The sequence below is a fragment of the Kribbella sp. NPDC049584 genome (genome assembly GCF_040675555.1).
Classification (GTDB): domain Bacteria; phylum Actinomycetota; class Actinomycetes; order Propionibacteriales; family Kribbellaceae; genus Kribbella.
The window spans coordinates 366,909-391,790 of record NZ_JBFAPF010000001.1 but is presented as its reverse complement, the minus strand read 5'-3'; the positions used below and the strand labels follow the sequence as shown (position 1 = coordinate 391,790).

23 protein-coding genes are annotated in these 24,882 nt (G+C 68.6%); 14 read left to right on the top strand and 9 right to left on the bottom strand.

Annotated elements, in window-relative coordinates:
• Positions 1–83 precede the first annotated feature (83 nt).
• The 4 genes from AB0J62_RS01885 to AB0J62_RS01870 are packed head-to-tail and all read left to right on the top strand — an operon-like array spanning position 84 to position 4,063.
• Positions 84–1,445 (top strand): extracellular solute-binding protein, encoded by a 1,362-nt coding sequence (locus tag AB0J62_RS01885; protein ID WP_363863121.1) that lies wholly within the window; start codon positions 84–86, stop codon positions 1,443–1,445.
• A gap of 34 nt (positions 1,446–1,479) precedes the next feature.
• Positions 1,480–2,322, top strand: coding sequence for a sugar ABC transporter permease (locus AB0J62_RS01880; protein WP_363863118.1), 843 nt, complete (start codon positions 1,480–1,482; stop codon positions 2,320–2,322).
• A complete protein-coding gene (locus AB0J62_RS01875; RefSeq protein WP_363863115.1) occupies positions 2,319–3,203 on the top strand; it encodes a carbohydrate ABC transporter permease in 885 nt (294 codons plus the stop codon). Before AB0J62_RS01880 ends, AB0J62_RS01875 begins: the two co-directional genes overlap by 4 nt.
• Positions 3,200–4,063: an NAD(P)-dependent oxidoreductase gene (locus AB0J62_RS01870; protein WP_363863112.1), complete on the top strand. Its 864-nt coding sequence runs from the start codon at positions 3,200–3,202 to the stop codon at positions 4,061–4,063. Before AB0J62_RS01875 ends, AB0J62_RS01870 begins: the two co-directional genes overlap by 4 nt.
• On the opposite strand, the gene AB0J62_RS01865 is transcribed toward AB0J62_RS01870, so the two are convergent.
• Positions 4,036–5,034: a LacI family DNA-binding transcriptional regulator gene (locus tag AB0J62_RS01865; RefSeq protein WP_363863109.1), complete on the bottom strand. Its 999-nt coding sequence runs from the start codon at positions 5,032–5,034 to the stop codon at positions 4,036–4,038. The two genes, AB0J62_RS01870 and AB0J62_RS01865, sit on opposite strands and share 28 nt — an antisense overlap.
• Before the next feature lie 100 nt (positions 5,035–5,134).
• Here AB0J62_RS01865 and AB0J62_RS01860 point away from each other — a divergent pair, with 100 nt between their 5' ends.
• The 7 genes from AB0J62_RS01860 to AB0J62_RS01830 all read left to right on the top strand — a co-directional run bounded on the left by AB0J62_RS01860 (position 5,135) and on the right by AB0J62_RS01830 (position 12,735).
• Positions 5,135–7,900 (top strand): sugar-binding protein, encoded by a 2,766-nt coding sequence (locus AB0J62_RS01860; RefSeq protein WP_363863106.1) that lies wholly within the window; start codon positions 5,135–5,137, stop codon positions 7,898–7,900.
• 97 nt (positions 7,901–7,997) lie between these two features.
• A complete protein-coding gene (locus AB0J62_RS01855; RefSeq protein ID WP_363863103.1) occupies positions 7,998–8,219 on the top strand; it encodes a biotin/lipoyl-binding carrier protein in 222 nt (73 codons plus the stop codon).
• Between the two features lie 150 nt (positions 8,220–8,369).
• A complete protein-coding gene (gene sigE / locus AB0J62_RS01850; protein ID WP_363863100.1) occupies positions 8,370–9,041 on the top strand; it encodes an RNA polymerase sigma factor SigE in 672 nt (223 codons plus the stop codon).
• Positions 9,038–9,649 carry a zf-HC2 domain-containing protein gene (locus tag AB0J62_RS01845; protein WP_363863097.1) on the top strand — a complete coding sequence of 204 codons (612 nt, stop codon included), beginning with the start codon at positions 9,038–9,040 and terminating at the stop codon, positions 9,647–9,649. The genes sigE and AB0J62_RS01845 overlap by 4 nt, the downstream gene beginning before the upstream one ends.
• A 3-nt stretch (positions 9,650–9,652) precedes the next feature.
• The gene (locus AB0J62_RS01840) at positions 9,653–10,726 is read left to right on the top strand and encodes a sigma-E factor regulatory protein RseB domain-containing protein (RefSeq protein WP_363863094.1); all 1,074 of its coding nucleotides are present in this window, start codon (positions 9,653–9,655) and stop codon (positions 10,724–10,726) included.
• A 213-nt stretch (positions 10,727–10,939) separates the two neighbouring features.
• Positions 10,940–12,337 carry a trypsin-like peptidase domain-containing protein gene (locus tag AB0J62_RS01835; protein ID WP_363863091.1) on the top strand — a complete coding sequence of 466 codons (1,398 nt, stop codon included), beginning with the start codon at positions 10,940–10,942 and terminating at the stop codon, positions 12,335–12,337.
• A 62-nt stretch (positions 12,338–12,399) separates the two neighbouring features.
• Positions 12,400–12,735 carry a sec-independent translocase gene (locus tag AB0J62_RS01830; RefSeq protein ID WP_363863088.1) on the top strand — a complete coding sequence of 112 codons (336 nt, stop codon included), beginning with the start codon at positions 12,400–12,402 and terminating at the stop codon, positions 12,733–12,735.
• Between the two features lie 3 nt (positions 12,736–12,738).
• Here AB0J62_RS01830 and AB0J62_RS01825 read toward each other — a convergent pair whose 3' ends face one another.
• A complete protein-coding gene (locus AB0J62_RS01825) occupies positions 12,739–13,158 on the bottom strand; it encodes a hypothetical protein (RefSeq protein WP_363863085.1) in 420 nt (139 codons plus the stop codon).
• A 90-nt stretch (positions 13,159–13,248) separates the two neighbouring features.
• Between AB0J62_RS01825 and AB0J62_RS01820 the strand changes: the two genes are divergently transcribed.
• Positions 13,249–13,830, top strand: a complete 582-nt coding sequence (locus tag AB0J62_RS01820) for a TetR family transcriptional regulator (protein WP_363863082.1) — start codon at positions 13,249–13,251, stop codon at positions 13,828–13,830.
• Here the strand turns inward: AB0J62_RS01820 and AB0J62_RS01815 are convergent.
• The 6 genes from AB0J62_RS01815 to AB0J62_RS01790 form a co-directional block, all read right to left on the bottom strand.
• Entirely contained in the window at positions 13,813–14,892 is a 1,080-nt protein-coding gene (locus AB0J62_RS01815; protein ID WP_363863079.1) for a GNAT family N-acetyltransferase, read from the bottom strand. The two genes, AB0J62_RS01820 and AB0J62_RS01815, sit on opposite strands and share 18 nt — an antisense overlap.
• A 41-nt stretch (positions 14,893–14,933) precedes the next feature.
• Entirely contained in the window at positions 14,934–16,079 is a 1,146-nt protein-coding gene (locus AB0J62_RS01810; RefSeq protein ID WP_363863076.1) for a P-loop NTPase, read from the bottom strand.
• Positions 16,080–16,156: 77 nt separating this feature from the next.
• Positions 16,157–16,720 (bottom strand): hypothetical protein, encoded by a 564-nt coding sequence (locus AB0J62_RS01805; protein WP_134108568.1) that lies wholly within the window; start codon positions 16,718–16,720, stop codon positions 16,157–16,159.
• Between the two features lie 4 nt (positions 16,721–16,724).
• Positions 16,725–17,627 (bottom strand): zinc metalloprotease HtpX, encoded by a 903-nt coding sequence (htpX, locus tag AB0J62_RS01800; protein ID WP_363863072.1) that lies wholly within the window; start codon positions 17,625–17,627, stop codon positions 16,725–16,727.
• Positions 17,628–17,667: 40 nt separating this feature from the next.
• Positions 17,668–18,207: a DUF1003 domain-containing protein gene (locus AB0J62_RS01795; protein WP_363863069.1), complete on the bottom strand. Its 540-nt coding sequence runs from the start codon at positions 18,205–18,207 to the stop codon at positions 17,668–17,670.
• The gene (locus tag AB0J62_RS01790; protein WP_363863066.1) at positions 18,197–19,495 is read right to left on the bottom strand and encodes a CBS domain-containing protein; all 1,299 of its coding nucleotides are present in this window, start codon (positions 19,493–19,495) and stop codon (positions 18,197–18,199) included. Before AB0J62_RS01790 ends, AB0J62_RS01795 begins: the two co-directional genes overlap by 11 nt.
• Before the next feature lie 88 nt (positions 19,496–19,583).
• On the opposite strand from AB0J62_RS01790, the gene AB0J62_RS01785 reads away from it, so the two are divergent.
• Both AB0J62_RS01785 and AB0J62_RS01780 read left to right on the top strand, forming a co-directional pair.
• On the top strand, positions 19,584–20,552 hold the full coding sequence (locus AB0J62_RS01785) for a transcriptional regulator TrmB (protein WP_363863063.1): 969 nt from the start codon (positions 19,584–19,586) through the stop codon (positions 20,550–20,552).
• Positions 20,553–20,670: 118 nt separating this feature from the next.
• Entirely contained in the window at positions 20,671–24,294 is a 3,624-nt protein-coding gene (locus AB0J62_RS01780; protein WP_363863060.1) for a S8 family serine peptidase, read from the top strand.
• On the opposite strand, the gene AB0J62_RS01775 is transcribed toward AB0J62_RS01780, so the two are convergent.
• Positions 24,291–24,818: a hypothetical protein gene (locus tag AB0J62_RS01775; protein ID WP_363863057.1), complete on the bottom strand. Its 528-nt coding sequence runs from the start codon at positions 24,816–24,818 to the stop codon at positions 24,291–24,293. The genes AB0J62_RS01780 and AB0J62_RS01775 overlap by 4 nt on opposite strands.
• Between the last annotated feature and the right edge of the window lie 64 nt (positions 24,819–24,882).

Here is a 24,882-nt window from a genome sequence, read left to right as displayed (position 1 = left end):
TGAGGTCTAGTATTTGCGAAAGCGCTTGCGCTACTCTGCGGAACGGTCGGCTCGCCGATCGCCATCCCCGCAGAGGAGCTTTGATGAACAGATTCGCAATCCGTTGTGCGGCAGGGCTTTCAGTGCCGTTCTTGCTGGTGGCCTGCTCCAGTGCGCCGTCCTCGACCGGCTCCACCGGCTCCGACGGACAGGTGACGATCACGGTCGGTGACCGTCCTAGTAGTTCCGACGCCGCCAACCGCGCGTCGTTCGACAAGCGGGTCGCCGACTTCGAGAAGGCGAACCCCGACATCAAGCTGAACCCGGTCGAGACGATCTGGGACGCGACGACGTTCCAGGCGCAGGCGGCCGGCGGACAGCTGCCGGACGTGCTCAACGTGCCGTTCACCGAGCCGCAGGGCCTGATCGCCCGCAAGCAGGTCGCCGACCTGACCAAGGTGCTCAAGGACGACGGCCTGATGAGCGAGCTGAACCCGAACGTGCTCAAGATCGCCCAAGACCAGTCCGGCAACGTGTTCGCGGTCCCGACCGCGGCGTACTCCGTCGGCCTGGTCTACAACCGGGAGCTGTTCACCAAGGCCGGTCTCGACCCGAACAAGCCGCCGACGACCTGGGACGAGGTCCGGCAGTACGCGAAGCAGATCGCGCAGAAGACCGGGCAGGCCGGCTACGCGCAGATGACCACGAACAACACCGGCGGCTGGATGTTCACCACCCAGACCTACGCCTTCGGCGGTTCGATCGAGAACGAGGACGGCAGCCAGGCGTCGTTCAACGCCGCGCCGTCGAAGGACGCGCTGCAGTTGCTGCACGACATGAAGTGGGTCGACAAGTCCATGGGACAGGCCGTGCTCTACGACATCGACGGCATCTCGAAGGCGTTCGCGGCCGGCAAGATCGGCATGTTCATGTCCGCGCCGGACGCGTACCGCACTCTGGTCAACGTGAACGGCCTGAAGTCGTCGGCCTTCGGTATCGGCCCGATGCCGCAGCAGGGCGGGGACCACGGCACGCTCAGTGGCGGTAGCGTCCAGATCGTCAGCCCGAACGCGACCGACGCCGAGAAGACGGCCGCGATCAAGTGGATCAAGTTCAACTACCTGAACAAGTACGTGAACCAGGACGCCGCGGTGACCAGTGCCAAGGCCGGCGTGGCCGGGAAGCTGCCGGTCGGAACCCCGGGCCTTCCGGTGGTCGCGGCTGACCAGTGGGCGACGTACCAGGGCTGGATCAAGCCGTACGTCAACGTGCCGCTGGACCAGTTCGCGCCGTACACCAAGGTGGCGGCGGACCAGAAGATCATCCCTGAGCCGCCGGTGAAGGCTCAGGAGGTGTACGCCGCGCTCGACCCGGTCGTGCAGACCGTGCTGGGCAACGCGAAGGCCGACATCCCGGCGCTGCTGACCAAGGCGGCCGGCACTGTGAATGCCAAGCTCGGGCGCTGACTTGCTCCGCCGTCTGCGCAACGGAGTACCGGCGGTGCTGTTCGCACTGCCGGTGCTCCTGGTCTTCGTGGTGTTCTCCTGGGGCCCGATCGTCAAGGGCCTGGTGATGAGCCTCCAGCAGACCAACCTGATCGATCCGGTCAAGTGGGTCGGGCTGGAGAACTTCCGGTACGTGTTGTCGGACCCTGGTGTCGGTCAGGCAGCGCTGAACACGATCTGGTTCACCTTGCTGGCTTTGCTGTTCGGCTTCCCGGTGCCGGTGCTGTTGGCGATGTTCCTGTCTGAGTTGCGGGGCAGGTCCTGGCTGTACTCGACGCTGGCGTACCTGCCGGTCATCACGCCGCCCGTGGTCGCCATCCTGCTCTGGCGGTTCTTCTACGACCCGTCGCCGAGCGGGATGTTCAACACCATCCTCGGCACCGTCGGGCTCGGACCGTACCCCTGGCTGGACAGTCCGTCGTCCGCGATGCCCTCGATCGTGCTGGAAGCGACGTGGGCCGGTGCGGGCAATGCAGTGATCATCTACCTGGCCGCACTGACCTCGGTACGCGCGGATCTCTACGAGGCGGCCGAGCTGGACGGAGCAGGCGTCGTACGGCGGGTGTGGCATGTGATGTTGCCGCATCTGCGCGGTGTCCTGCTGCTGATGCTGCTCTTGCAGGTGATCGGCACGATGCAACTGTTCACCGAGCCGCTGTTGTTCACCGGCGGCGGACCGCAGGGGTCGACCATGACGATTCTGCTGCTCATCTACAACTACGCCTTCGTCAACGGTGACTACGGCGCTGCTACCGCATTGAGCGTGCTGCTGGCGCTGGCCCTCGCCGTACTGTCGGCTGTCTTCCAGTTCGCGACGCGTGGCTGGAGTACGGAGTGAGCGGCGAGCGGGGTGCGCTGTCGGATGCCGACCGCCGGCTCACCCGGGTCCGGGTGCCGTTCGTCGTCGGACAGGTCGTCGTACTGATCGGCCTGCTGATCGCCGGGCTCGGTCCGCTGCTTTGGTTGCTCAAGGCAGCGATCTCGCCGACACAGGACAGCATCCGTTCACCACTCGCCTGGTTCCCGTCCGGCCAGGTGCAGTGGGGCAACCTCTCCACTGCGTGGCAGCAGGCGCATATCGGCTACTACCTCGGCAACACCGCCATGATCGCGGCAGGGACGGCGCTGGCGTCGCTGATCGTCTGTACGACGGCCGGCTACGTGCTGAGCGTGCTCCGCCCGCGGTGGGGCGTACTGCTGTCCGCGGGCATCCTGGCCACGCTGTTCGTGCCGCACATCGTCTCGCTGGTCCCGCTGTACCTGACGGTGCTGAAAGTGCCGGTGGTACACGCCAATCTGACCAACACGTTCTGGGCGGTCTGGCTGCCACCAGCCGCCAGTGCGTTCAACGTCCTGATCGTGAAGCGGTTCTTCGACGGTATCCCGCGCGAGTACTTCGAAGCGGCCCGCATCGACGGCGCCGGATCGATCCGCGTGTTCACCTCGCTCGTGCTCCCGCTGTCCCGGCCGATCCTCGGAGTGGTCGCGCTGCTCAGCATCATCTCTTCCTGGAAGGACTACCTGTGGCCTCTGCTGGTGCTGACGAATCCGGATCTGCAGCCGGTCTCGGTGGCGTTGCCCAAGATCGCCAAGGTGACGGAGCTCAACATCCAGTTGGCGGGTCTGTTCCTGGCCCTGCTGATCCCGGTGCTGCTCTTCCTGGTTTTCCAGCGAGCATTTCTACGTGGTGTGGGCCTGTCTGGGGGAATCAAGGCGTGAAGCGTGTTCTGGTCACCGGTGCGGACGGTTCGATCGGCCGTGCCGCAGTCGACGGCCTGCAAGCCGCCGGGTACGACGTGACCGGCCTGTCGTTGCGCTACGACCACAGCAGCACCGCGGACCGTCCTCTGGTCGGCGATGCGCGGTCGGCCGAGGATGTAACGGCTGCACTCGACGGTGTGGACGCAGTGCTGCATCTGGCCGCGATTCCGCATCCCAGTCTGGGTACGCCGGAGGAGGTGTTCGAGAACAACGTTGCGGCGACCTTCAACGTGCTGGCGCAGGCCGGGCAGCAGGGGATCGAGCGGGTCGTGATCGCGAGCAGCATCAACGCGTTCGGCGTACCGATGAACGTGAACGACGTGGAGCCTGCGTACTACCCGCTCGACGAGGAGGTGGAGGCGGACATCGCCGATGCGTATTCCTTGTCCAAAAGTGTCGACGAGCAGAGCGCACGGATGGCCTGGCGACGTTGGGGGACCAACGTGATCGCACTGCGCTTCCCGCTGGTGAAGACTCGCGAGGAACTGGTCAAATTCGCGGCCAGGGCAGAGAACGACCCATCGGTGATGGCCCGGGAAGGCTGGGCCTACCTGGACCTGCGGGACGGTGTGCGAGCGATCATCGCCGCACTCGAGTCGACGGCTCCCGGTGCGCATGTGCTCGGTCTGGCGGCCGACGACATCCTCATCGACCGGAAGACCGATGAGCTACTGCGCGAGTTCGCGCCGAGCGTCCCGCTGCGGCGACCTGTGCAGGGGCGTGAGTCGCTGGTCGACACAACTAGGGCCAGGGAGCTCCTGGGCTTCAGGCCGCAGTACTCGATCCACGATCAGGCGGTGTCCGCGATGACCACATGAGGTTCGACGTACTGCGTGCCTGGCTCGAGGTCGCCCTCCAGGAGTCGGTTGGCGACCCGGCGGCCGATCTCCTCGAGGCCGACGTCGATCGTGGTCAGGTGCCGGGTGCCGCGCTGGTCGTGCATCAGGCTCTCCCAGTTGTCCACGCCGATCAGTGCGATGTCGCCGGGCACCTGCCGGCCGGCGGCCCGGACGACCCGCTCCACACCTCGGCCGATCGCATCGCTGCCGCAGAAGATCGCGTCCACGTCGGGGACCTCGGCCAGCAGCTCGGTCGCGGCCTGCTCGCCCCACTCCTCGCGCCAGCGCCCGAACCGGACCGGTGCCGCCCACTGGAATCCGGCCTCGGCGAGCAGTTGCCCTGCGCCCTCGGCACGCCGCTGCGCGGCCATGTCGTGCGGCTCCGCGGTCAGGTGCGCGATCCGGCGCCGGCCGGTCGACAGCAGATGGCTGATCGCGAGCCGCCCGATGGCGTAGTCGTCGGCGGTGATCGTGGTGTCCTGCGGATCCTCGGGGACCGTGAAGGCGTTGATCACCGGGACGTCGAACCGGCTGGTGAACGACGGGGTCCGGAAGGACGTGCTCGTCCCGATCACGATCACGCCGTCGATCCGGCGGGCCCGGAGTTGCAGGATGCTCTCGGTGACGTCGTGCTGCTCCTCCATCCGGGCGTCGTACAGCAGGATCGCCCGCTCCTTGGCGCCGAGCTCGGTCGCGGCGGTGGCCAGCACGACGCGGGTGAACGGGTTCGACGCGCGGTGCGTGAGGACGCCGATGGTCTGACTGCGGCCGCGGGCGAACGAGCGAGCCAGTGCGTTATGGCGGAAGCCCAGTCGATCCGCGGTGACGCGAACGTGTTCCCGGGTGGCTTCGGAGATCCGGTCGGTGCCGTTCAGCGCCTTGGAGGCCGTCGAGAGCGACACCCCGGCCGCAGCGGCCACGTCGGACAGGGTGATCACGGAATCGGCCATATGCACATCGTAGTCAGCTGCGAGCCGTTGACAGCGGGCGCGGTGCGTATCAGGGTGTGATTTGCGAAACCGCTTTCGCTTCCCCTGGGAGGAGCTCTTGATGACCCGTCGCCGCTCCGGCGCAGTCAGTCTTCTCACGGCCGGCTTGCTGCTGGCCGCCGTACTCCAGTCACCTGCCGGCGCTGCGACCACGGCGGCGCCGACCCTGACCATCACGCCGACCACGGTCGGCAACACCTTCACCGTCGGGCAGCAGGTGAAGCTGGGCTTCAGCACCGACGCCACCACAGTCACCTGGACGGTCCGCGACGCCGGCGGCACCGAAGTCGCCAAGGGCTCCGCATCGGCCGCCTCGCTCAACGGACAGCTGCCGCTGTCGATCAGTACGCCGGGCTGGTACCAGACCGACCTCACGGCAGTCGGGTCCGCCGGCACGACCACGCTGGGCGGCACCGACTTCGCCGTACTGACTCCGCACGACTTCTCCACGTCGACCGACACCCGGATCGGTGTCGCGGGGGCGCTCGGATTCGGTAGCACCGCCAATCCCGGTCTGGAGGCTGTGCCGCTGATGGCGAACGGCGGTATCTCCACCGACCGCGATGAGGCGTTCTGGGCCGCGGCGGAGACCACCAAGGGCGTCATCCAGTTCCCACAGCGATACAAGGACTACAAGGCCGCGCTGGATGCCAACAACGTCGACTTCCTGAACATCCTCGACTACGGCAACACGCTCTACTACCCGGACGAGGCCCCGTCGACCGACGAGCAGCGCGAGGCTTTCACGCGGTACGCCGTTGCCGCCGTGGACCAGTGGGGCACCGAGCACACGACGTACGAGCTGTGGAACGAATGGAACCTGCGCGACCCGAACGGCGCCGCGAAAGCCAGCCCGGAGAACTACGTCGCACTGCTCAAGATGGTGAGCGCGGCGGTACGGGCGAAGCACCCGGACGTGAAGCTGACCGGTCCGTCGCTGGCGGTCATCAACGACTGGCAGGGCTGGTTCACCAAGTTCGCCGACCTCGGTGGGCTGGACTACGTCGACGCGGTGACCATCCACCCGTATGTGCAACCGCTGGACCCGGAAGCGTCGGTCACCTACGTCAACACCATCCGCAGCATCATGGCGGCGCACGGCTCGACCAAGCCGATCTACATCAGCGAGCAGGGCTGGGCCACGGGTACCAACCCCAGTGCGGTGTCGGAGCCTGCTCAGGCGCGTGACCTCGTGCGCGGCAACCTGCTTGCGTACGGCAACGGTGTGGCGCGCTACAGCTCGTACAACTTCATGGACTCGGGCACTGACCCGTCGAACGTCGAGAACCGGTTCGGCCTGGTGCGCAACCGGCTCGACACCCGCGGCGCGCTCGTTCCGAAGCCGTCGTACGTCGCTACCGCGGTCCTGGCTCGTCAGATCGACGAGCTCCCGTTGATCGGCCAGACCCGCTTCGGCACGAACGGATACGACGTCGCCTTCGACGCCGGCGGCGGACAGTCCGTCCACGCGGTCTGGTCGGCCACACCCGGAGTCGTGGCGGCGACTGCGCCCGCGGGGTCGACCGTCGAGGTGACAAACCTGTACGGCGTGACGACTGCCCTGACTGCTGATGCAGGCGGACATGTCTGGGTGACTGCCGGGCCGGACCCGGTCTACCTGCGTGGTGCGATCAGCGGACCGATGCTCCCGTCGAGCCGCTTCTCGCTCTCCGTAAACCCGGAGATCGCGGGTGACCCCGCCACCGGCACTCTGACCTTCACCAACCCGGACGCGGTCACCCATGCGTTCACTGTGTCCGCGGGCGGCGCCGAGACCACGGGTTCCGTGGCAGCAGGCGCGACAGCCACCGCACCGGTCACCTACCCGGGACAGGACTCGACCGGAGCACGCACGTACTCGGCCAAGGTCACTGTCGACGGCCGACCAGTCGCACTGGTGTCCGCGACGGGCACTGCGACTCCGCCGCTGTCGGTGACTGGTTCGCACGTGGTCAATGGGAGTGGGAAGGACCTGCTGCGGTTCCGTGTCACCAACGCCTCGTCGCAGGCGCTTCCGGTGGCCGGACTGGACTGGGTGTCCGGTACGGCGTCCGGGACCTTGCTGGCGGGCTGCACGATCGGTGCGAATGCCACGCTAGAGGTTGACGTGCCGATCAGCCTGTCCGGTCCCTCAACCTGGTCCGCGAGCCTGCGGCGTACGGGCGAGGCGGATATCAAGGCGTCCGGGACGCTGCTGCCGGTCAGCGCGCCGACTGTCGCCAAGCGGCACACGGTGCAGCTGGACGGCGTCATCGACCCGGCGGTTGCGCGGCAGCCTGCGATTGCGTTGGAAGGGACTGGTACGCCGCCGGTGACCGGCTGGGGTGGGCCGAGCGACCTGTCCGGTTCGCTGTGGCTCAATCACGACGACAACAACCTGTACCTGTCCGCCAAGGTCACTGATGACGTGTTCTCGCAGCCGAACCGGGCCGGCAACATCTGGGGCGGTGACGGTCTGCAGCTCGGGATGACGGCAGGTGCGCCGGGCGAGACCACCCAGACCCAGGAGATCGGCGCTGCTCTGACCGATGCCGGTCCGGTGGACACCTGGCGCTGGACACCGACGACCCAGACCGGTGTGCCGCCCGGTGTGCAGGCCAAGGTCGTGCGCGACGAGGCTGCGCACACCACGACGTACGAGATCGCGATCCCGTGGAGCACGCTCGGGTTCGCGGCCAAGGACCGGCTGCTGTCGACGACCGTCGTGATCAACGAGAACGACGGCACCGGGCGGCGCGGATGGCTGACCTGGGGCAAGGGGGTCGCGGAGACGAAGAACCCGGCGCTGTTCAACGCGGTCCGGCTCGCACCGGAGGCGGCGCGGTAGCCGCGCTGTAGTTCCCCACCGACTCGGCGTAGGTGCCCTGGTCTGCTGCCCGAGGGGCACCTACGCCGAACCCTTGCGTCCCGCCTAGGATCGAGCCATGAGTCACACCGTGCTGGCCGAGCTGGTGGCCAATGTGCTGAAGGTCACCGCCAAGGCCGGGGACACGGTGGGTCCGGACGACACTCTGGTCATCCTGGAGTCGATGAAGATGGAGATCCCGGTGCTGGCCGAGGTGGCCGGCACCATCACCCAACTGAAGGTCACCGAGGGCGAAGTAGTCCGCGACGGCGACCCCATCGCGGTCATAGAAGAGAAGTGATTCAACCGAAATGGCCTCCAGCGCGTCTTGTCCAGTGAGAGGTCTGGTCGGGAACTTCCGGTCGGGGCGCCGCGTTGAGCCGTCGTACGAGCGACTCAGGGTTCAACCCGGGTCTTCCCGACGTGCGCAGAGGACGGTGACCGCGGCACCATGGCCTTCACGCTTATTGCCGAGAGGACCCAGGGAGGCGTCGCGGTGAAACCCGCCGACACCAGGACCGCGCCCGCGCCGCAGGTGGCGCCGGAGGTGCTGCCCTCGTGGGACGAGATCGTCCGCACCCACTCCGCCCGGGTCTACCGGCTCGCCTACCGTCTGACCGGTAACAAGCACGACGCCGAGGACCTGACCCAGGAAGTGTTCGTCCGGGTCTTCCGCTCGCTGTCGTCGTACACGCCGGGCACCTTCGAGGGCTGGCTGTACCGGATCACCACGAACCTGTTCCTGGACGGCGCCCGCCGCAAGCAGCGGATCCGCTTCGACGGACTGCCCGAGGACGCTCACGACCGGTTGCCGGCCAAGGGCGAGGGCCCGGCCGAGAAGCTGGACTCCGACCTGTTCGACCACGACGTGCAGGACGCGCTCGACGCGCTGCCCGAGGACTTCCGCGCCGCCGTCGTGCTGTGCGACATCGAGGGCATGACGTACGACGAGATCGCGGACGTCCTGGACGTGAAGCTCGGCACGGTCCGCAGCCGCATCCACCGCGGCCGGTCGATGCTGCGCAAGCATTTGGAGCACCGGGCCCCGCGGTCCGGCCAGACCCGGGTCGGCGGTCCACCGGCCGACGGCGGCCTGTTGAGTGACGGAGGCGACCTCCGATGAGCCTGCAGCATCCGCTCGACAAGCTGAGCGCTGTGGTCGACGGTGAGCTCGACCACGATTCCCGCGACAAGGTTCTGAGCCACCTGGTCGGCTGCGACACCTGTCGCGCCGAGGTGGACGCACAGCGCCGGCTGAAGGCACGGATGGCCGGCCTGGACTCACAGGACCCGTCGACCGACCTCATGCAGCGCCTGATGGGCGTCTCGTCGTTCTCGACCGAGCCACGCGAAGAGGTGCGCCCGGTGCTCACACCGGCCGTCAGCCTGTTCCCGCAGCGCTCCGCGTTCCCAGCCGGTCGGACCGGTGGCACGCGCCCGGGAGCCGCTCGCGGCACTCGGTCCCGCCGCCGCACCGGCGTGCTGGGCGCAGCCGGCTCGGCCGCCGCAGTCGCCTCCCTGCTCGGTACTGCGTTCGTCGTCGGCGACCCGGCCCGTTCGGAGCAGCCGCCGGCCCTGCAGCCACCGGTCGCGAGCTTCTCGTCCGATCACGCGACCACCAGTGGCGGTGCGCCGTTCGCCGACCCGGTCGCCGTGCTGAACTCCTACAACGGTTCTGGGTACGCCGGGCTCACCTCGACGCTCCAGCCGGTGGCCCTGACAGGGCGCTGACCGGTGAGCCTGTCCCGGCTCGCCGTCCTGGTCAGCACAGCACTGATCGGATTCGGCCTGCCCGCGTCCGCTGCCGCCGTACCGGCCGTACCGGCCGTACCGACACTGTCGAAGGCGGACTCGCCGACCGCGGTGAGCTGGCTGCAGCGCGCAGCCGCCGCACCGAACCGGATCTCGTACCACGGCACGCAGATCATCACGGCCTGGGGACCGCAGGGCGCGAGCTCCGCGATGTTCGACATCACCCATGCGGCATCGCAGGGCTCCGAGATCAGCGTGCTCGGTTCGTCGGCCGCTCCGGGTGCGAAGGCGTTCGTCCAGCGCGCCACGACCGCCGGCGTCGCGGTCGACGGCGGACCGCTGGCGTTGTTGCAGGCGACCTACCAGCTGGTCGACAAGTGCTGCACCGACCTGATCGGACGGACCGCGGTCCTCGTCGAGGCCCTCCGGGACGACCAGACGCTGGCTGCGCGGTTCTGGATCGACAAGACGACCGGACTCCTCCTGCAGCGTCAGCTGTTCAGCGAGGACGGCAAGACGATGGTCCGGGCCACGGTCTTCACCGAGCTGGAGATCGAGAACTCCGAGTTCCTCGGCCACCTGCCGCCGATGCTGCCCAGCGGCGTCGAGGCCGTCGGCATGGGCAAGGTCGACAACCTGCGCTCCCAGGGCTGGGTCTGCGCCCCGGAGCTGCCCGCATCGCTCAAGCTGTACGACGTCCACCGGGACACCGCCAACGGCTCCCTGCAGTTCTCGTACTCCGACGGGCTGTTCAACGTCTCGGTGTTCGAGCAGCGCGGCACGCTCGACCCGGCCGCGGTCACGGGCTTCAGCACCACCGACAGCCCGGGTGTCTACCAGCGGTACGGAATGCCGTCATACGTGGTCTGGTCGTCCGGCGGGATCGTCTACACGCTGATCGGGGACCTGCCGCCGGACCAGCTCGGACAGGTGGTCCGGGCGTTCGGGCACGACGTGCCGATCAAGCTGACGGCGATCGAACGGCTGGGCACCGGGCTGGCCAAAATCGCAACCTGGCTCACTCCGATGGGTGCACTCTCGCCGAAGCTGGGATAATCGAATATGGACGGTCCTCCGGTTACCCCCGGCAGGGCCTCCGACCGATGACCACGACGACGACGTGAGGCGGGGACCGTGACGAGCGACGACGCCGAGCCGACAGTTCCTAACCCGGCGACTGCGGACCCCACCGCGGCCACGCCCACCACTCCTGAGCCGTCCGCCGGTCCTCCTTCCGCAGCCCCTGCCTCCGCGCCGCAGCAGTCCCCGTTGAGCGCGTTGACCCCGCCGCCGCTCGGAGCCGGAGCGATGCCGCTGCGCACGCCCGGCTCGGACGCTGCGTACCGGCAGACCAACGGCGGCGGCCCGACGAACGGCAGCCTGACGAACGGCGGCCTGACGAATGGCGGCCGGTCCACCACCCAGCGCAGCTTCGGGCAGCCGGAGCCGCAGGAGCCCCGCTTCACGCCGCTGTACCCGGGGCAGGCCTGGCCGACCGAGCAGCCGCAGTACCGGCCGACGTACGTCCCGCCGCCGCCCGCCGACTGGCACGCGCAGCAGGCCCGCTCGTACACGGCCGAGCCACCGAAGGTGAACCGCATCGTCACGATCGCGGCTCTGGTCGCGGTCATCATCGGTGTGATCGCAGGGGCCGGCGCGGCGACCGTCGTCGTCGCGCTCGGCGGCGGCAACAATGCGCCGATCGCCAATCAGCCCAACCCGCCGGTCGGCACCGGCGCCGATCCGAAGATCCGCACCGGCTCGGTCTCCGCGGTCGCTGCCGCGTTGCTGCCGAGCGTCGTCCAGCTGAAGGTCGACGGCGCGGACAACTCCGAGGCGACCGGCTCCGGCTTCGTGATCGACAACGTCGGGCACATCCTGACCAACAACCACGTCGTCGCGGCCGCAGCGACCGGCGGCTCGATCCAGGTCGTGACGAATGGCAACAAGACCGCGACCGCGCGGCTCGTCGGCCGCTCACCGGCGTACGACCTGGCCGTCGTGCAGGTCGTCGGCATCGACGCGCCGTCGGTGCAATTCGGCCGCTCCGACCAGGCGGTCGTCGGGCAGGACGTGGTGGCGATCGGTTCGCCCCTCGGCCTGGCCGGCACGGTCACCTCGGGCATCATCTCGGCCAAGAACCGGCCGGTGACGACCGGCGACGACACCGGCCAGGCGTCGTCGTACATCAGCGCGCTGCAGACCGACGCGGCGATCAACCCGGGCAACTCCGGCGGCCCGCTCGTCGACATGAACGCGCGCGTGATCGGCGTGAACTCCGCGATCGCGACCGTTCCGGGCGCCGGCGAGGGGCAGAGCGGCAGCATCGGGCTCGGATTCGCGATCCCGATCGATCAGGCCCGGCGGACGGCGCAGCAGCTGATCGCGAACGGCAAGGCGTCGTACCCCGTCATCGGGGCGAGCGTGGACATGTCGTTCGAGGGCGGCGGCCGGGTCAGCGCGGTGGCCGCCAAATCGCCGGCCGAGCGGGCCGGATTGCGGGTCGGCGACGTGATCACGTCGATCAACAACGAGCCGGTGGACAGCGCCGAGGTGCTGATCGTCGCGATCCGCACTCACCAGCCGGGTGAGGCCGTGCAGCTCGCGTACGAGCGCGGCGGGCGGTCCCGCACGGTGACCCTGACCCTCGCCCAGCAGATCGGCTGATCACCCATGACCGGGCTCGATATAGGCTGGTCGGCGTCCGCGGAAAGAAGTGAGGTGGGGCCATGTTCGGCATCGGGCCACTCGAGCTGGTCGTGATCGCGATCGTCGCCGTGCTCGTCTTCGGACCGGACCGGCTGCCGGAGTTCGCGCGGACGGCGGGACGCCTGCTGCGGCAGGTCCGTCAGATGGTGAACAACGCGCAGAACGATCTGCGCAGCGAGCTCGGCCCGGAGTTCGCCGACCTGGAACTCCAGGACCTGAACCCGAAGAACTTCGTCCGCAAGCACCTGCTGGACCCGATGGACGAGGACGAGAAGCCGGTCACCGAGTTCACCGACTCCGCGCCCGAGCGCCTCCCAGCCGGCCAGCGCCCGCCCTACGACCCCGAATCCACCTGAGGATCACTTCCGGCGGAAGAGCAGGACAGTCGCGACAGCACCGGCTGCCGCGGGCAGGAGCGCGAGGACTCCCCAGAGCGACGTGTAGGGGTGCACGCCGTACTCCGACGCGAGCAGGAGCGTCAGGCCCAGGGACGCCGTGATCAGTGTGGCGACGACGCCCAGGACGGCCGCGATCAGGCGGTGTGAGCGGGCCAGGGCGGCGACCGCCAGCCAGAGCAGGACGTCGAGAACGGCAACGCCGTACAGCAGGCCGTAGAGCGCAGCGGCAGACGCTTGCTTGCCGTGCGACGCATACGCCGACGTGGCGTGGTCGAGCAGGCTGCGGCTCCCCGCCTGGTCGACGATCGCGACCACCGCCAGCAGGACCGAAAGCCCCACCGCGATGAGGGCTGTTCGCTTTTCAGAAAGTGACTGTCTCATGCAAGTGACTGTACGAACGTCGGACGACGGTCGTCAACAGGTTTAGACAGTGACTTGCTGAAGCGTGTGACTCTCTCGTACGGTGGCGGTATGGCTACCGGTCTGCGGGAACGATGGCGTGTCAAGGCTCGGCGGACGATCCAGGAGCGCGCGCTCGACCTGTTCGACGAGCGCGGGTTCGACGCGGTGACGATCGAGGAGATCGCCGCCGCGGCCGAGGTGTCGCCGTCGTCGGTCTACCGGTACTTCGGCACCAAGGAGGGGCTGATCGTTGCCGACGAGTTCGACACGATGAGCCAGGAGGCGCTCGAGGAGCTCCTCGACGTCGACGACCCGGTCGGCAGCATGATCCAGATCGTCCGCAACTACGAGGCGGCGCCCGAGGGCTCGGAGCCGATCCCGTGGCGCCGGATCAGGTACTTCTTCAAGGAGCCCTCGGTCCGCACAGCGTTCTGCGCCTCACTCGACCGCGCCAGCCAGCGCATCGCGCCGATGATGGCCGGCGGACAGCTCACCGAGACCCAGTCCCGTGTCGCCGCGAATGCCTTGGTCTTCGGCTACTTCGCGGCGTTGGAGCAGTGGTACGTCGACGGCGGAGTCCGGCCCGTCGCGCAGTACGTCGAAGAAGGCCTCGAACCGCTCCGCCCGATCTGGTCAGTCGGTGGCGAGTAGGTCGTAGGTGACCTTGTCGTCGACGTGGCTGGAGATGTGGAAGGCGGCGCGTTCGGTGCCGACGTGGCGGAAGCCGGCCTTCTCTGCGGTACGGCGGGCCGACGCGTTCGTGCCTGCCGTCCGGATGAAGAGCCGGCGTCCGCCGAAACCCTCCGCGTCGAAGTACCACTGCGCCACTCGCTGGATCGCTTCGGTCATCACGCCACGGCCCTGGGCATCGGGGTGCATCCAGTACCCGAGCTCGGCGTCGCGGACCTCGCCGCGGTGGATGCCGAACATGGTGAGATTCCCCAGCCCCTGGTCGGTCTCGGCGTCCGCCACGCACCAGTTGAACCGGCGCCCCGCGGCGGCCTGCTCGGCCATGTCCTTCAGCCAGAAGCGTGCGTCCTCCGCGGTGAACGGCTGCGGGATGAACGGCAGGAAGTGCGCGGTCGCCTGATTCGTCCGTGCTGTCGTGATGCGCGGGATCTCGTCCTCGCGCCAGGTCCGCAGTCGCAACCGCGGCGTCTCCAGGATCGGATGCTCGAACCACGGGTGGCGTGGCTTTCGCTCGTCGTCCGGCCCGATCCATCCGGTCCACGCGTCGACCCGCTCGCCGCCTTCCTCCGCCATGTCCGGGATCGTCTCACCCAGCCGGAAACCGGTCGCCCAGGCGACCCGGCGCGACGGCCAGTTCCCGACCCGCGCCCACCAGTGAATGACGTGGAATCCGCAGGTGGAGAAGCCGAACTCCAGGATCAGTCGCACCGCCCGGCTCATCACGCCGGCACCTCTGGCCCACGCTGAAAGGCCGTAGTGCACGCGAGCGTTCTCGTCCACATCGGGCTCGAGGGCGACGGTTCCGGCGTACCGGCCCTGGTACTCGATCACGAACATCAGCCGCTCGTGCCGCTTCCAGGCCTCGGTGATGCCGAAGCTGATCCAGCGCCGGGCATCCTCGGCGGTGCGGTACTGGCCGCCCTCGAGGTTGCGCTCGGTCTGGCCTTCGATGTCGTCGAGTCGGGGCGCGCGAAGCGTCACCACCCCGTCGGTCAGAACCGGATGCTCAGCAGGAATCGGCACCCGGCCAAGTCAACACCACCCGACGGCCACCTTCCGCCGGATTATCGTCCGGCGGGGGAGAGGCCGAGCTGGCGACCGAGCAGGCCGCGCGGGCGACCGCCGAGCGTCGCGGCGATCTGGTCGAGGACCTGCGCTGCGGCGGTGTCGGGGTCCGCCGCCGTCAGCGGCTGGCCGAGGTCGCCGCCGGAGCGGAGCCGCTCGTCCAGCGGGATCTCGCCGAGGAGCGGGATCTTGTACCCGAGGCGGGCGGAGAGCGTCTCCGCGACGCGAGTGCCGCCGCCGGAGCCGAAGATCTCGATGCGGTGCTCAGGACCGCAGTGCGGGCAGGGCAGGTACGACATGTTCTCGATCACGCCGGCCACTCGCTGGTGGACCATCTGCGCCATCGTCCCGGCGCGCTCGGCGACCTCCGCGGCGGCTTCCTGCGGCGTCGTCACCACGATCACCTCGGCGCTGGTCAGCCGCTGGCCGACCGAGATCGCGATGTCACCGGTGCCTGGCGGCAGGTCGAGGAGCAGTACGTCGAGGTCGCCCCAGTACACATCGGCCAGCATCTGCACGAGCGCCCGGTCCAGGATCGGCCCGCGCCACGCGACGACCTGGTCGCGCTTCGGCTTCAGCATGCCGATCGAGATCACCTTCACGCCGTGCGCGGGCACCGGCATGATCATGTCGTCCACCGCGGTCGGCCGCTCGTCGGCGACGCCGAACATCGCCGGCACCGAGTGCCCGTAGATGTCCGCGTCCAGTACGCCGACCGACAGGCCCTGCCGCGCCATCGCGACCGCCAGGTTGACCGTGACCGAGGACTTGCCGACCCCGCCCTTGCCGGACGCGATCGCGAACACCTTGGTCAGCGAATCCGGCCGCGCGAACGGGATCTCCTTCTCGGCCACACCACCGCGCAACTGCGTCTGCAGGGCCGCCCGCTGCTCGGCCGACATCACACCGAGGTCGATCTCGACCCCGGTGACGCCGTCGAGTTTGCTCACCGCGGCGGTGACGTCGCGGCGGAGCGTGTCCTTCATCGGACAGCCCGCGACGGTCAGCAGAACACGCACGGCGACCACGCCGTCGTCACGGACGACGACGGACTCGACCATGCCCAAATCCGTGATCGGCTTCTTGATCTCCGGATCCAGCACGCCACCGAGCGCCGTGGTGACCTGATCAGCAGTGGGAGCCATGCCCCAAGGCTACGTGCTCACCCCAGGTCACCCGACCCCAGTCCATGTGACGTAGGCCCGGCAAGGCAATCCTTACTTCACAGGCCGGGGGCGCCGTAGATCGGGAACCAGCGGGAGAGGTCCTGTTCGAAGTTGAGGTCGGCGCCGATGACGGACTTGATCTGGAGTTCGGTGGCGTTGTCGCGGCGGTCGGTGCCGGCCGGGACGAACGGGTACCAGGTGCCGCGCTTGTAGAGATAGACAAGGCCCACCGACTGGGTGCCGTTGCTGAAGGCGACCAACGTGCACAGCAGCGCGGAGCCGAAGCCCGCGTCGACGAGCGACGTGTTGACCGCGTGCAGGTCGGTGACCAGGGTCTCCAGGTCGTCGGGCGCCGTCTGCCGGACCAGCCACGTGAAGCCGTACGAGTCCGTCGTACTGGTGAGCTTGCCGTTGTCGAGCGCGAGCAGCTTGTCGACCTCGTCCCGCAGGGCCGAGAAGCCGCCACCTTCGGCTGCCTTGAAGCAGACCGAGCCGCTGCCGGTCGGACGGTAGCCGGCCGCGGTCTCCAAGGTGATCGCGGCCGACGGAACGGAGAACAACTGGTCGAGGTTCGGCGGGACGGCTTTACTCCGGCCGAGCAGGATGTCGAGAAGACCCATGTGGCTAAGCTTGCTCGCCCAGCTGGCGGGACAGGACACCGAGGCGGTCGAGGCGCTTCTCGAGCGACGGGTGAGTCGAGAACAGCGACGACAGGCTGGCGCCGGCCTTGCCGGAGATCGCCGGGGCGAAGAAGAACGCGTTGAACGGCTCCGCCTGGCGCAGGTCGCGTGACGGTATCCGCGCGATGTCCCCGCTGATCTTCGTCAACGCCGATGCCAAAGCGGACGGTCGTCCGGTCAGCATCGCGCCGGCGCGGTCAGCTGCCAGTTCGCGGTACCGCGACAGTGCGCGGGTCAGCAGGAACGAGATCGCGTAGACGGCGATCGACACCGCGATGACCGTGAGCACGATGACTGCCGTGTTCTGGTCGCGGTTGCGGCCCAGGCCGCCGTACAGGCCGAAGCGCGTGATGAGGCCGGCCAGTACGCCGAGGAACGACGCGATCGTCATCACGGCGACATCGCGGTGTGCGACGTGGGAAAGCTCGTGCGACAGCACGCCTTCGAGCTCGTCCTGGTCGAGCCGGCGCATGATGCCGGTGGTCACGCAGACCACCGCGTTCTTGGGGTTGCGGCCGGTCGCGAAGGCGTTGGGCAGGTCGACGTCGGCGATCGCGACGCGCGGCTTCGGCATGTCGGCCAGCGCGCAGAGCCGGTCGATCGTGCCGTGCAGCTCCGGAGCCTCCTCCGGCGTGACGATCCGGCCGTGCATCGCGTACAACGCGATCCGGTCGGAGAACCAGTACTGCACGAACAGCGCACCGCCCGCGATGACGACCGCCAGCACGGCGCTCTTCGTCAGCGCGATCAGCAAAGCGACGAAACCGACATACAGCAGACCGAGCAGGAAGCTGGTGATCAGCATCCGGCTGGACAGCCCGCGGTCAGGCGCGAATCGAGTCTTCATCCCACGTCCTTCCTCACCTGATAGTGAGGGTAGCTCGGGGTCAAACCCGGTCGTCCTCGCGGCTCTTGAGGTCCAGGTCGGCGAGCAGCGATCGGAGCTCGGAGCGGAGGAAGTCACGGGTGGCGACCTCGCCGACGGCCATCCGCAGCGACGCCATCTCACGGGCCAGGAACTCCATGTCCGCACGGGTCCGGGCGTCGACGTCGCGGTCGCGCTCGTACTGCACCCGGTCGCGGGCCTCTTGCCGGTTCTGGGCGAGCAGGATCAGCGGAGCGGCGTACGACGCCTGCAGGCTGAGCGCCAGCGTGAGGAAGATGAACGGGTACTGGTCGAACCGCACGCTCACCGGGGCGAAGATGTTCCAGCCGACCCAGAACAGGATCGTCGCGGTCATGTAGACCAGGAACTGCCCGGTGCCGAGGAAGCGGGCGATCCGCTCGGACAGCCGCCCGAACGCGTCCGCGTCGTACGTCGGCCGCGGTACGAACGTCCGCCGCCAGTCCCGCGGTATGTCGAGCCGCGTCGTCGTACCGCGGAACAGCCGGCGCTCGTCCGAGGACCGGCGGTCGTCACGAGGCATCGTGGTCCTCCTCCTGCTGCTCGCCGTGCTCCGGATGGTCGGTCTGATCTGTGTGGTCGTTTTCCCGCCAGTCGTCCGGGAGCAGGTGATCCAGTACGTCGTCGACGGTCACCGCACCGAGCAGGCGACCGTCGTCGTCCAGCACCGGCGCCGCGACCAGGTTGTAGGTCGCCAGGTACTTGCTGACTGTCTGCAGGCTGTCGTCCGGACGCAGCCCGTCGAGGTCCGTGTCCAGTACTGCGGACACCAGCTCGGACGGCGGCTCACGCAGCAGGCGTTGGATGTGGCCGATCCCGATGAACCGTCCGGTCGGCGTCTCCAGCGGTGGACGGCAGACGTAGATCATCGCGGCCAGTGCCGGACTGAGATCCGCGTTGCGCACATGTGCGAGCGCATCGGCCACCGTGGCGTCCACCGGCAGGATGACCGGCTCGGACGTCATCAGGCCACCGGCGGTGTGCTCCTCGTAGGTCAGCAGCCGTCGTACGTCCTCTGCTTCGTCCGGTTCCATCAGCGTCAGCAGGCGCTCGGCGGTCTCGGTCGGCAGCTCCGCGATCAGGTCGGCCGCGTCGTCCGGAGACATCTCCTCCAGTACGTCGGCGGCCCGCTCGGTGTCCAGACCGTCGAGGATCTCGACCTGGATGTCCTCAGGCAGCTCCTCGAGCACATCGGCCAGTCGCTCGTCGTTCAGCGCGGCTGCGATCTCCTTGCGCCGCTTGGCGGACAGATCGTGCAATACGCCGGCCAGGTCCGCGGCTCGCATCGAGTCGAACGCGGCCAGGATGTGCGTGGCGCCCTGGCCCTCCTCGTCCTGGGTGAAGCCCGAGACGTCTCTCCAGTCGAGCACGTAGGTCTGTCCGCGCCGCCGGAACCGCTTGGAACCCTCCCGCACCGCCACCTTGGTCAGCAGCCAGTCGCGGGTCCGCCACTGCTCCATCGCCATGTCGAACACCACCGCGGTCGCACCCGTGTCCGCGATGGTGACAGTCCGGTCGAGCAGCTCTCCCAACACGAGTACTTCGGTCGCGCGCTGCTCGAAGCGCCGTACGTTGAGCAGGCCGGTCGTGATGACGTGGCCGACGTCCACAGAGGTGACACGGGTCATCGGGAGGAAGATGCGGCGCCGGGTGAACACCTCGACGACCAGGCCGAGGACGCGGGGCGGTTGGTCGCCCTGGCGCATCATTGCCACCACGTCGCGGACCTTGCCGACCTGGTCCCCGTTCGGGTCGTAGACCGGCAACCCCGCCAACCGGGCGACGTACACACGTGACGGTGATCCGGTCATGTCCGAAGGCTAACCCGCGGAGCGGACGTCTCAGCTGAGGACGCTTCGTAGACTTCTTACCTCGGGCGACGGCGAAGTGGGGACTGACATGCAAGGATCGACCGGGCTCGGCACCGAGAGCGAGGCGGCGTACCTGGATCTGATCCGGTGGGGCGCTGCTTCACCGGTGGAGCTGGCCGCGCGGCTCGGGTGGCCGGTGGAGGAGGTTCAGCGAGCGGTCGAAGTACTGCAGGCCGAAGGGTTCGTGCACCGTACGCCGGCTCCCGGCGAGCTGATCGTTCCGGTGCCGCCGGAGCTTGCCGTGGAGCAGTTGGTGCAGCGGCAGGAGGAGGAGTTCGAGCGGATCCGCAAGGCGGCGTACCGGCTGGCTGCCGAAGCGACCAGGCAGGGAGGCGCGCGGCGGACCGAGGAGCTCATCGAGATCGTGACTGGTGAGCCCGCCGTGGGGCTGGCGTTCGATCGGGTGCAGCGGACGGCTCGGGTCGAGATGCGTGAGCTGGTCGCACCGCCGTACGTCGCGTCCGCTGAGGTCAACAGCACCCAGTTGGCGAGGCAGGGCGCTGGCGTGACGTATCGGGTGGTCTATGACAGCTCGGCGCTTGGTGACGCCGTACTGGCGGCCAGCGCGGTCAGTCACGTGCGGGCGGGGGAGCAGGCACGTATTGCGGACATGTTGCCGACCAAGCTCGCCGTAGCAGACCGGGAGCTCGCGTTGCTCCCACTGGACTGGGCTACACCTGCGCAAGACGCCGCTCTGCTGGTGCATCCGTGCAGTCTGCTCGATGCGCTCGTCGCGCTGTTCGAGACCGTGTGGAACCGCGCCAGCCCGCTCTCGGTGACAGACACGAACGGTCTGGAGGCCGAGGAGGCGATGTCGGCCGACGACCGGCACCTGCTGTCCCTACTGGTCGCAGGTCTGACCGACGACGCAGCCGGCGCCCGCCTCGGCATCAGCCGCCGCACTGTCGCCCGACGGGTCCAGCAGCTGATGGAACAGACCCACTCACGCTCCCGGCTACAACTGGGGTGGCACGCACGCGACCGTGGCTGGCTGTGATCGAGCGCTGGCCGGATTGGTCGTGACCACTTTGCGCCAGCCGGATCCGTAGCAGCAGGGCCGGGGAGCCACATGTAATGCGGAGATCGTTGGACCTCCCCCCGAGCTTGGAGCTTCCGTGCCCTTCCCCTCATCCTGCCGGCGTGGGCTGACCGCCCTCGGCGCGGCCGTGCTGGCGCTGACCGCCGTCACGATGCCGCAGGCCGGTGCGGCCCAGCCGGACGTCGCCGGTACGACGCCGCGCACGGTCACGCTGATCACCGGCGACAAGGTCACCGTGACGACTGTCGACGGCCGTCCGGCCGCGACAGCCAGCAAGCCGAACGGCACACCTGCCGGTGCGCACATCATGACTGTCGGCAACGACCTGTTCGTCTACCCGGACGCCGCTCTGCCGTACCTGGCGTCCGGTGTTCTCGACGAGCGCCTCTTCAACGTCACCGAACTCCTCGCCGACGGCTACGACGACGCGCACAGCGACGGCACGCCCCTCATCGTCTCGTACGCCCCGGGGCGGAAGCAGGCCGCACTGGCAGGCGCTCGCCAGACCCTCGCGCTGACCAGCATCAAGGGCGTGGCATTGACCGCGGACCACGACCAGGCCGCGTCCTTCTGGACGTCGTTCACCGGTGGCGGCTCGGCGGCCCGCACCGGGGTCGCGAAGATCTGGCTGGACGGCAAGTCCAAGGCGGCGCTGTCGGACACCACCGCACAGATCGGCGCACCGCAGGTGTGGCAGGGCGGTAACACCGGCCAGGGCGTCGACGTCGCCGTACTCGACACCGGGATCGACGCCGCACATCCGGATTTCGGTGGGCGGATCGTCGCGTCGCACAGCTTCGTGCCGGGCAAGGACGTCACCGACCGCAACGGTCACGGAACACATGTCGCCTCGACCATCGCGGGCACCGGTGCGGCCTCCGGCGGCAAGGAGCGGGGCGTCGCTCCCGGGGCCGGCCTGCATATCGGCAAGGTGCTGGACGACGACGGCAGCGGCCAGGACTCCTGGATCCTCGCCGGGATGGAATGGGCGGTGCGTGACCAGCACGCCAAGGTGGTCAGCATGAGCCTCGGCTCCGGTCCGACCGACGGCACGGACCCGATGAGCCAGGCGGTGAACTCGCTGAGCGCGGAGACCGGTGCGTTGTTCGTGATTGCCGCGGGCAACTCCGGCCCAGGCCCGTACAGCGTCTCGGCGCCGGGTGCCGCGGACGCGGCCCTGACCGTCGGTGCGGTGGACGGGGCCGACCGGCTCGCCTCGTTCTCCAGTCGCGGTCCCCGGCTCGGCGACAGCGCACTCAAGCCCGACCTGACCGCGCCTGGTGTCGATGTGCTCGCCGCACGGTCGCAGTACTCGCCGGAAGGAGAGGGGCCGTACGTCGCGATGAGCGGCACGTCGATGGCTACGCCGCACGTCGCCGGTGCGGCGGCCCTGCTGGCCGAGGCACACCCTGACTGGACCGGGCAGCAACTGAAGGACGCGCTGGTCAGCACGACCAAGACGACCGTGCAGTACAGCCCGTTCTCTGCCGGCACCGGTCGGCTGGACGTGGCTGCCGCGGTGCGCAGCACGCTGTACTCGTCAGGCTCTGCCTTTGCCGCAGTGAAGTGGCCGTACCCGGCGAGTGGACTGGTGCAGAAGGATGTCACCTACACCAACAACGGTGCCGAGCCGGTAACGCTGAACCTGTCGCTCACGAACCAGGGCATTCCCGCCGGCCTCTTCACGCTGACGACTCCGCAGTTGACGGTGCCGGCTCATAGCACCGCGACTGCGGGGGTGGTGAGTCACCTCGACGTCGCCGCCGAGGACGCGGGCTACAGCTCGATGCTGACGGCAACCGATGCGAACGGGGCAGTGCTAGCTCACACCTCGGTCGGCGTCAGCAAGCAGAGTCAGCACGTCAAGCTGTCGCTCCGGGCGAAGGACCGGCACGGCACCCCGCTCTCCGGTGTCGTCGTGCTCAAGGACATCAAGCGGGACGTTGTGCCGAAGGTGTACGAGGTGAACGGCAGTCTCGACGTCGACGTTCGCCCGAGCACGTACGCCGGGTGGATGTACGCCGACGTACCCGGTCTGGACGGGCCGCACTCGCTGGGACGCGCAGTCATCAGCCAGCCGGAGGTCGACGTCGCCCAGGACCAGACGCTGACGTTCGACGCGGCCGGACTTCGTAAGGTCGCCGCAGTTACACCACGGCCCACCGACAACACGTACGTCCGTGTCGACCAGTACCGCAGTTACGGCGATCTGCATCGCTTTGTCGATACGTATCAGCTCGAGTGGTGGATCTACGACTCCCTGTGGGCGACGCCGACCCGCAAGGTGACACAGGGCTCCTATACGTTCGGCACCCGCTGGCGCCAGGTGCAGCCCGCGCTCACGGTGGGCTCGTTCGACAGCGTCGTACAGAGCTGGTCGCCGAAGCTGCCGGCCGGCGCCGGTGCCTACCCGGTGGTGTACGTCGGCTCGGACGTCGCGAAGTACAACGTCCGCGGCAAGATCGTGGTTGCCCAGCGCAACGACTCCGTATCTCCGACGGCGCAGGCCACGGCCGCGGCCGAGGGCGGTGCGAAACTGCTGCTGATCCTGAACGACGGCTACGGGCCGCTGGACGCGTGGGCCGATCTGCCGCAGGAGGAGGCGCCTGCACTGCCGGTGGCGTCGCTGAACACCGACGAGGGTCAGCAGTTGCTGTCGCACAGGCCCAAGGTGCTCCCGCTCGTCTCGCACCCGTACCCGGAGTACCTGTACGACCTGGTCCAGCACCACGACGGGGCGGTTCCGAAGGACCCGGGGTACCGGCCGACCGCCCGGGACCTCGCGCGTATCGACGAGACCTTCCGCGACACGAAGCCCGGGGACGCGCTCGACATCCGCTTCGACCTGTCGGCCGACCTGACGTGGGCCGTGGGTGCCGCAGCTACGACTGTTCCGGCACAGGGTGACCACACGGTCTGGGTCACGGCCGCCCCGAAGGTGAAGTGGGTCAGTCAGGCCGCGGTACCGGACCTGACCCAGCAAGGCTCGTCGTTGTCGTACCGCGCACGCAGCACCACGCAGGAGACCTGGTTCGGTGGCATCCAGCGTCCGCGGCTACTCAGTGACAGCGCGCTGTCGACGCCGCCTTCACGCACCGGGGACATCATGAGCGTCTTCAGCCTGCCTGGCTTCGCCGACTCGGGCCCGCACCAGGGCATCGTGTACGACGTCGGGGCTCCGGTCACGACGGCCTTCTACCAGGGCGACACGCTGATCGGTGAAGGCGCCGACATGCTCTCGGTCGAGGTCGCTCCGGAGCCGCTGCCCTACCGGCTCGTCGCGGACACCAAGCGGGACCTGCCGAACCGTCCGTACTCGCCGAGCACCCACACCGAGTGGGGATTCACGTCCGGGCAGGCCGACTTCGCGAACCTGGAGACGCTGCCGCTGCTCCAGCTCGACTACTCGATCGCGACGGACCTGTCGGGTCGAGCGAAGCGCGACGCCGAGCTCGGTGTAACGGCTTCGCACCTGCCGGGAGCGATGGACACGGGCAAGGTCAGCGCGGCGACGCTGGAGCTGTCGTACGACGACGGAGCGAGCTGGCGGCCTGTTCGGCTGCAGCGGTCCGGTGCCGGTTGGCGAGGCAAAGTGGGCGCGCCGCCGTCAGCCACGTACGTGAGCCTTCGGGTGACCGCGCGCGACGACGCCGGCAACAGCGTGAGCCAGACCGTCCAACGGGCCTTCGGGCTCCGCTAACTCAGCTTGGGGCGGCGGCGGATCGGGCGGTGCAGAGTCCTGGGTGGCTTGCCGCGGGTGGTCGCACTGGTCCGGATCGGGGCCTCGGCGCGAGGAGTGGCGTCGTAGCGTCCCGGTGCCTCGGTGATCTCGCCGGTCGGCTCCAGGACGAGGATGTCGGCCTCGGTCTGCCAGCGCTCGAGCTGCGTGTCCAGTCCGGCCGCGTTGAGGCGCTCGGTCCGCAGTACCTGGGCTGCCGCCGTCCACTCGTCGGTCCCGGGCTCCAGCCGCCGTACGGTCGCGTTCCAGGCCGCCAGGCGGTTGGTTGCCGGTTTGGCAGGTACGACGACCTCCGCCGTCCCGGCCGTGGCGAGTCCGGGCAGTGGCTGCTCTGCGCTCTCGGCTGCATCCGCGAGTACGACGTACTGTCCGTCGACGGTCGCGAACCACGCCGGGGCGGGGCGTCCGCCGTTCCAGGACAGCCAGACGAGACCGGCCTTCTTCATCACTCCGGCGATCTCCGTCACAGCGTCCGCGTTCTCCACGGGCCAAGAGTGTCACAGTGAGCGATGTCACCGGGCAGGTCGCGTGCGTTTCGCCGTACGCTGC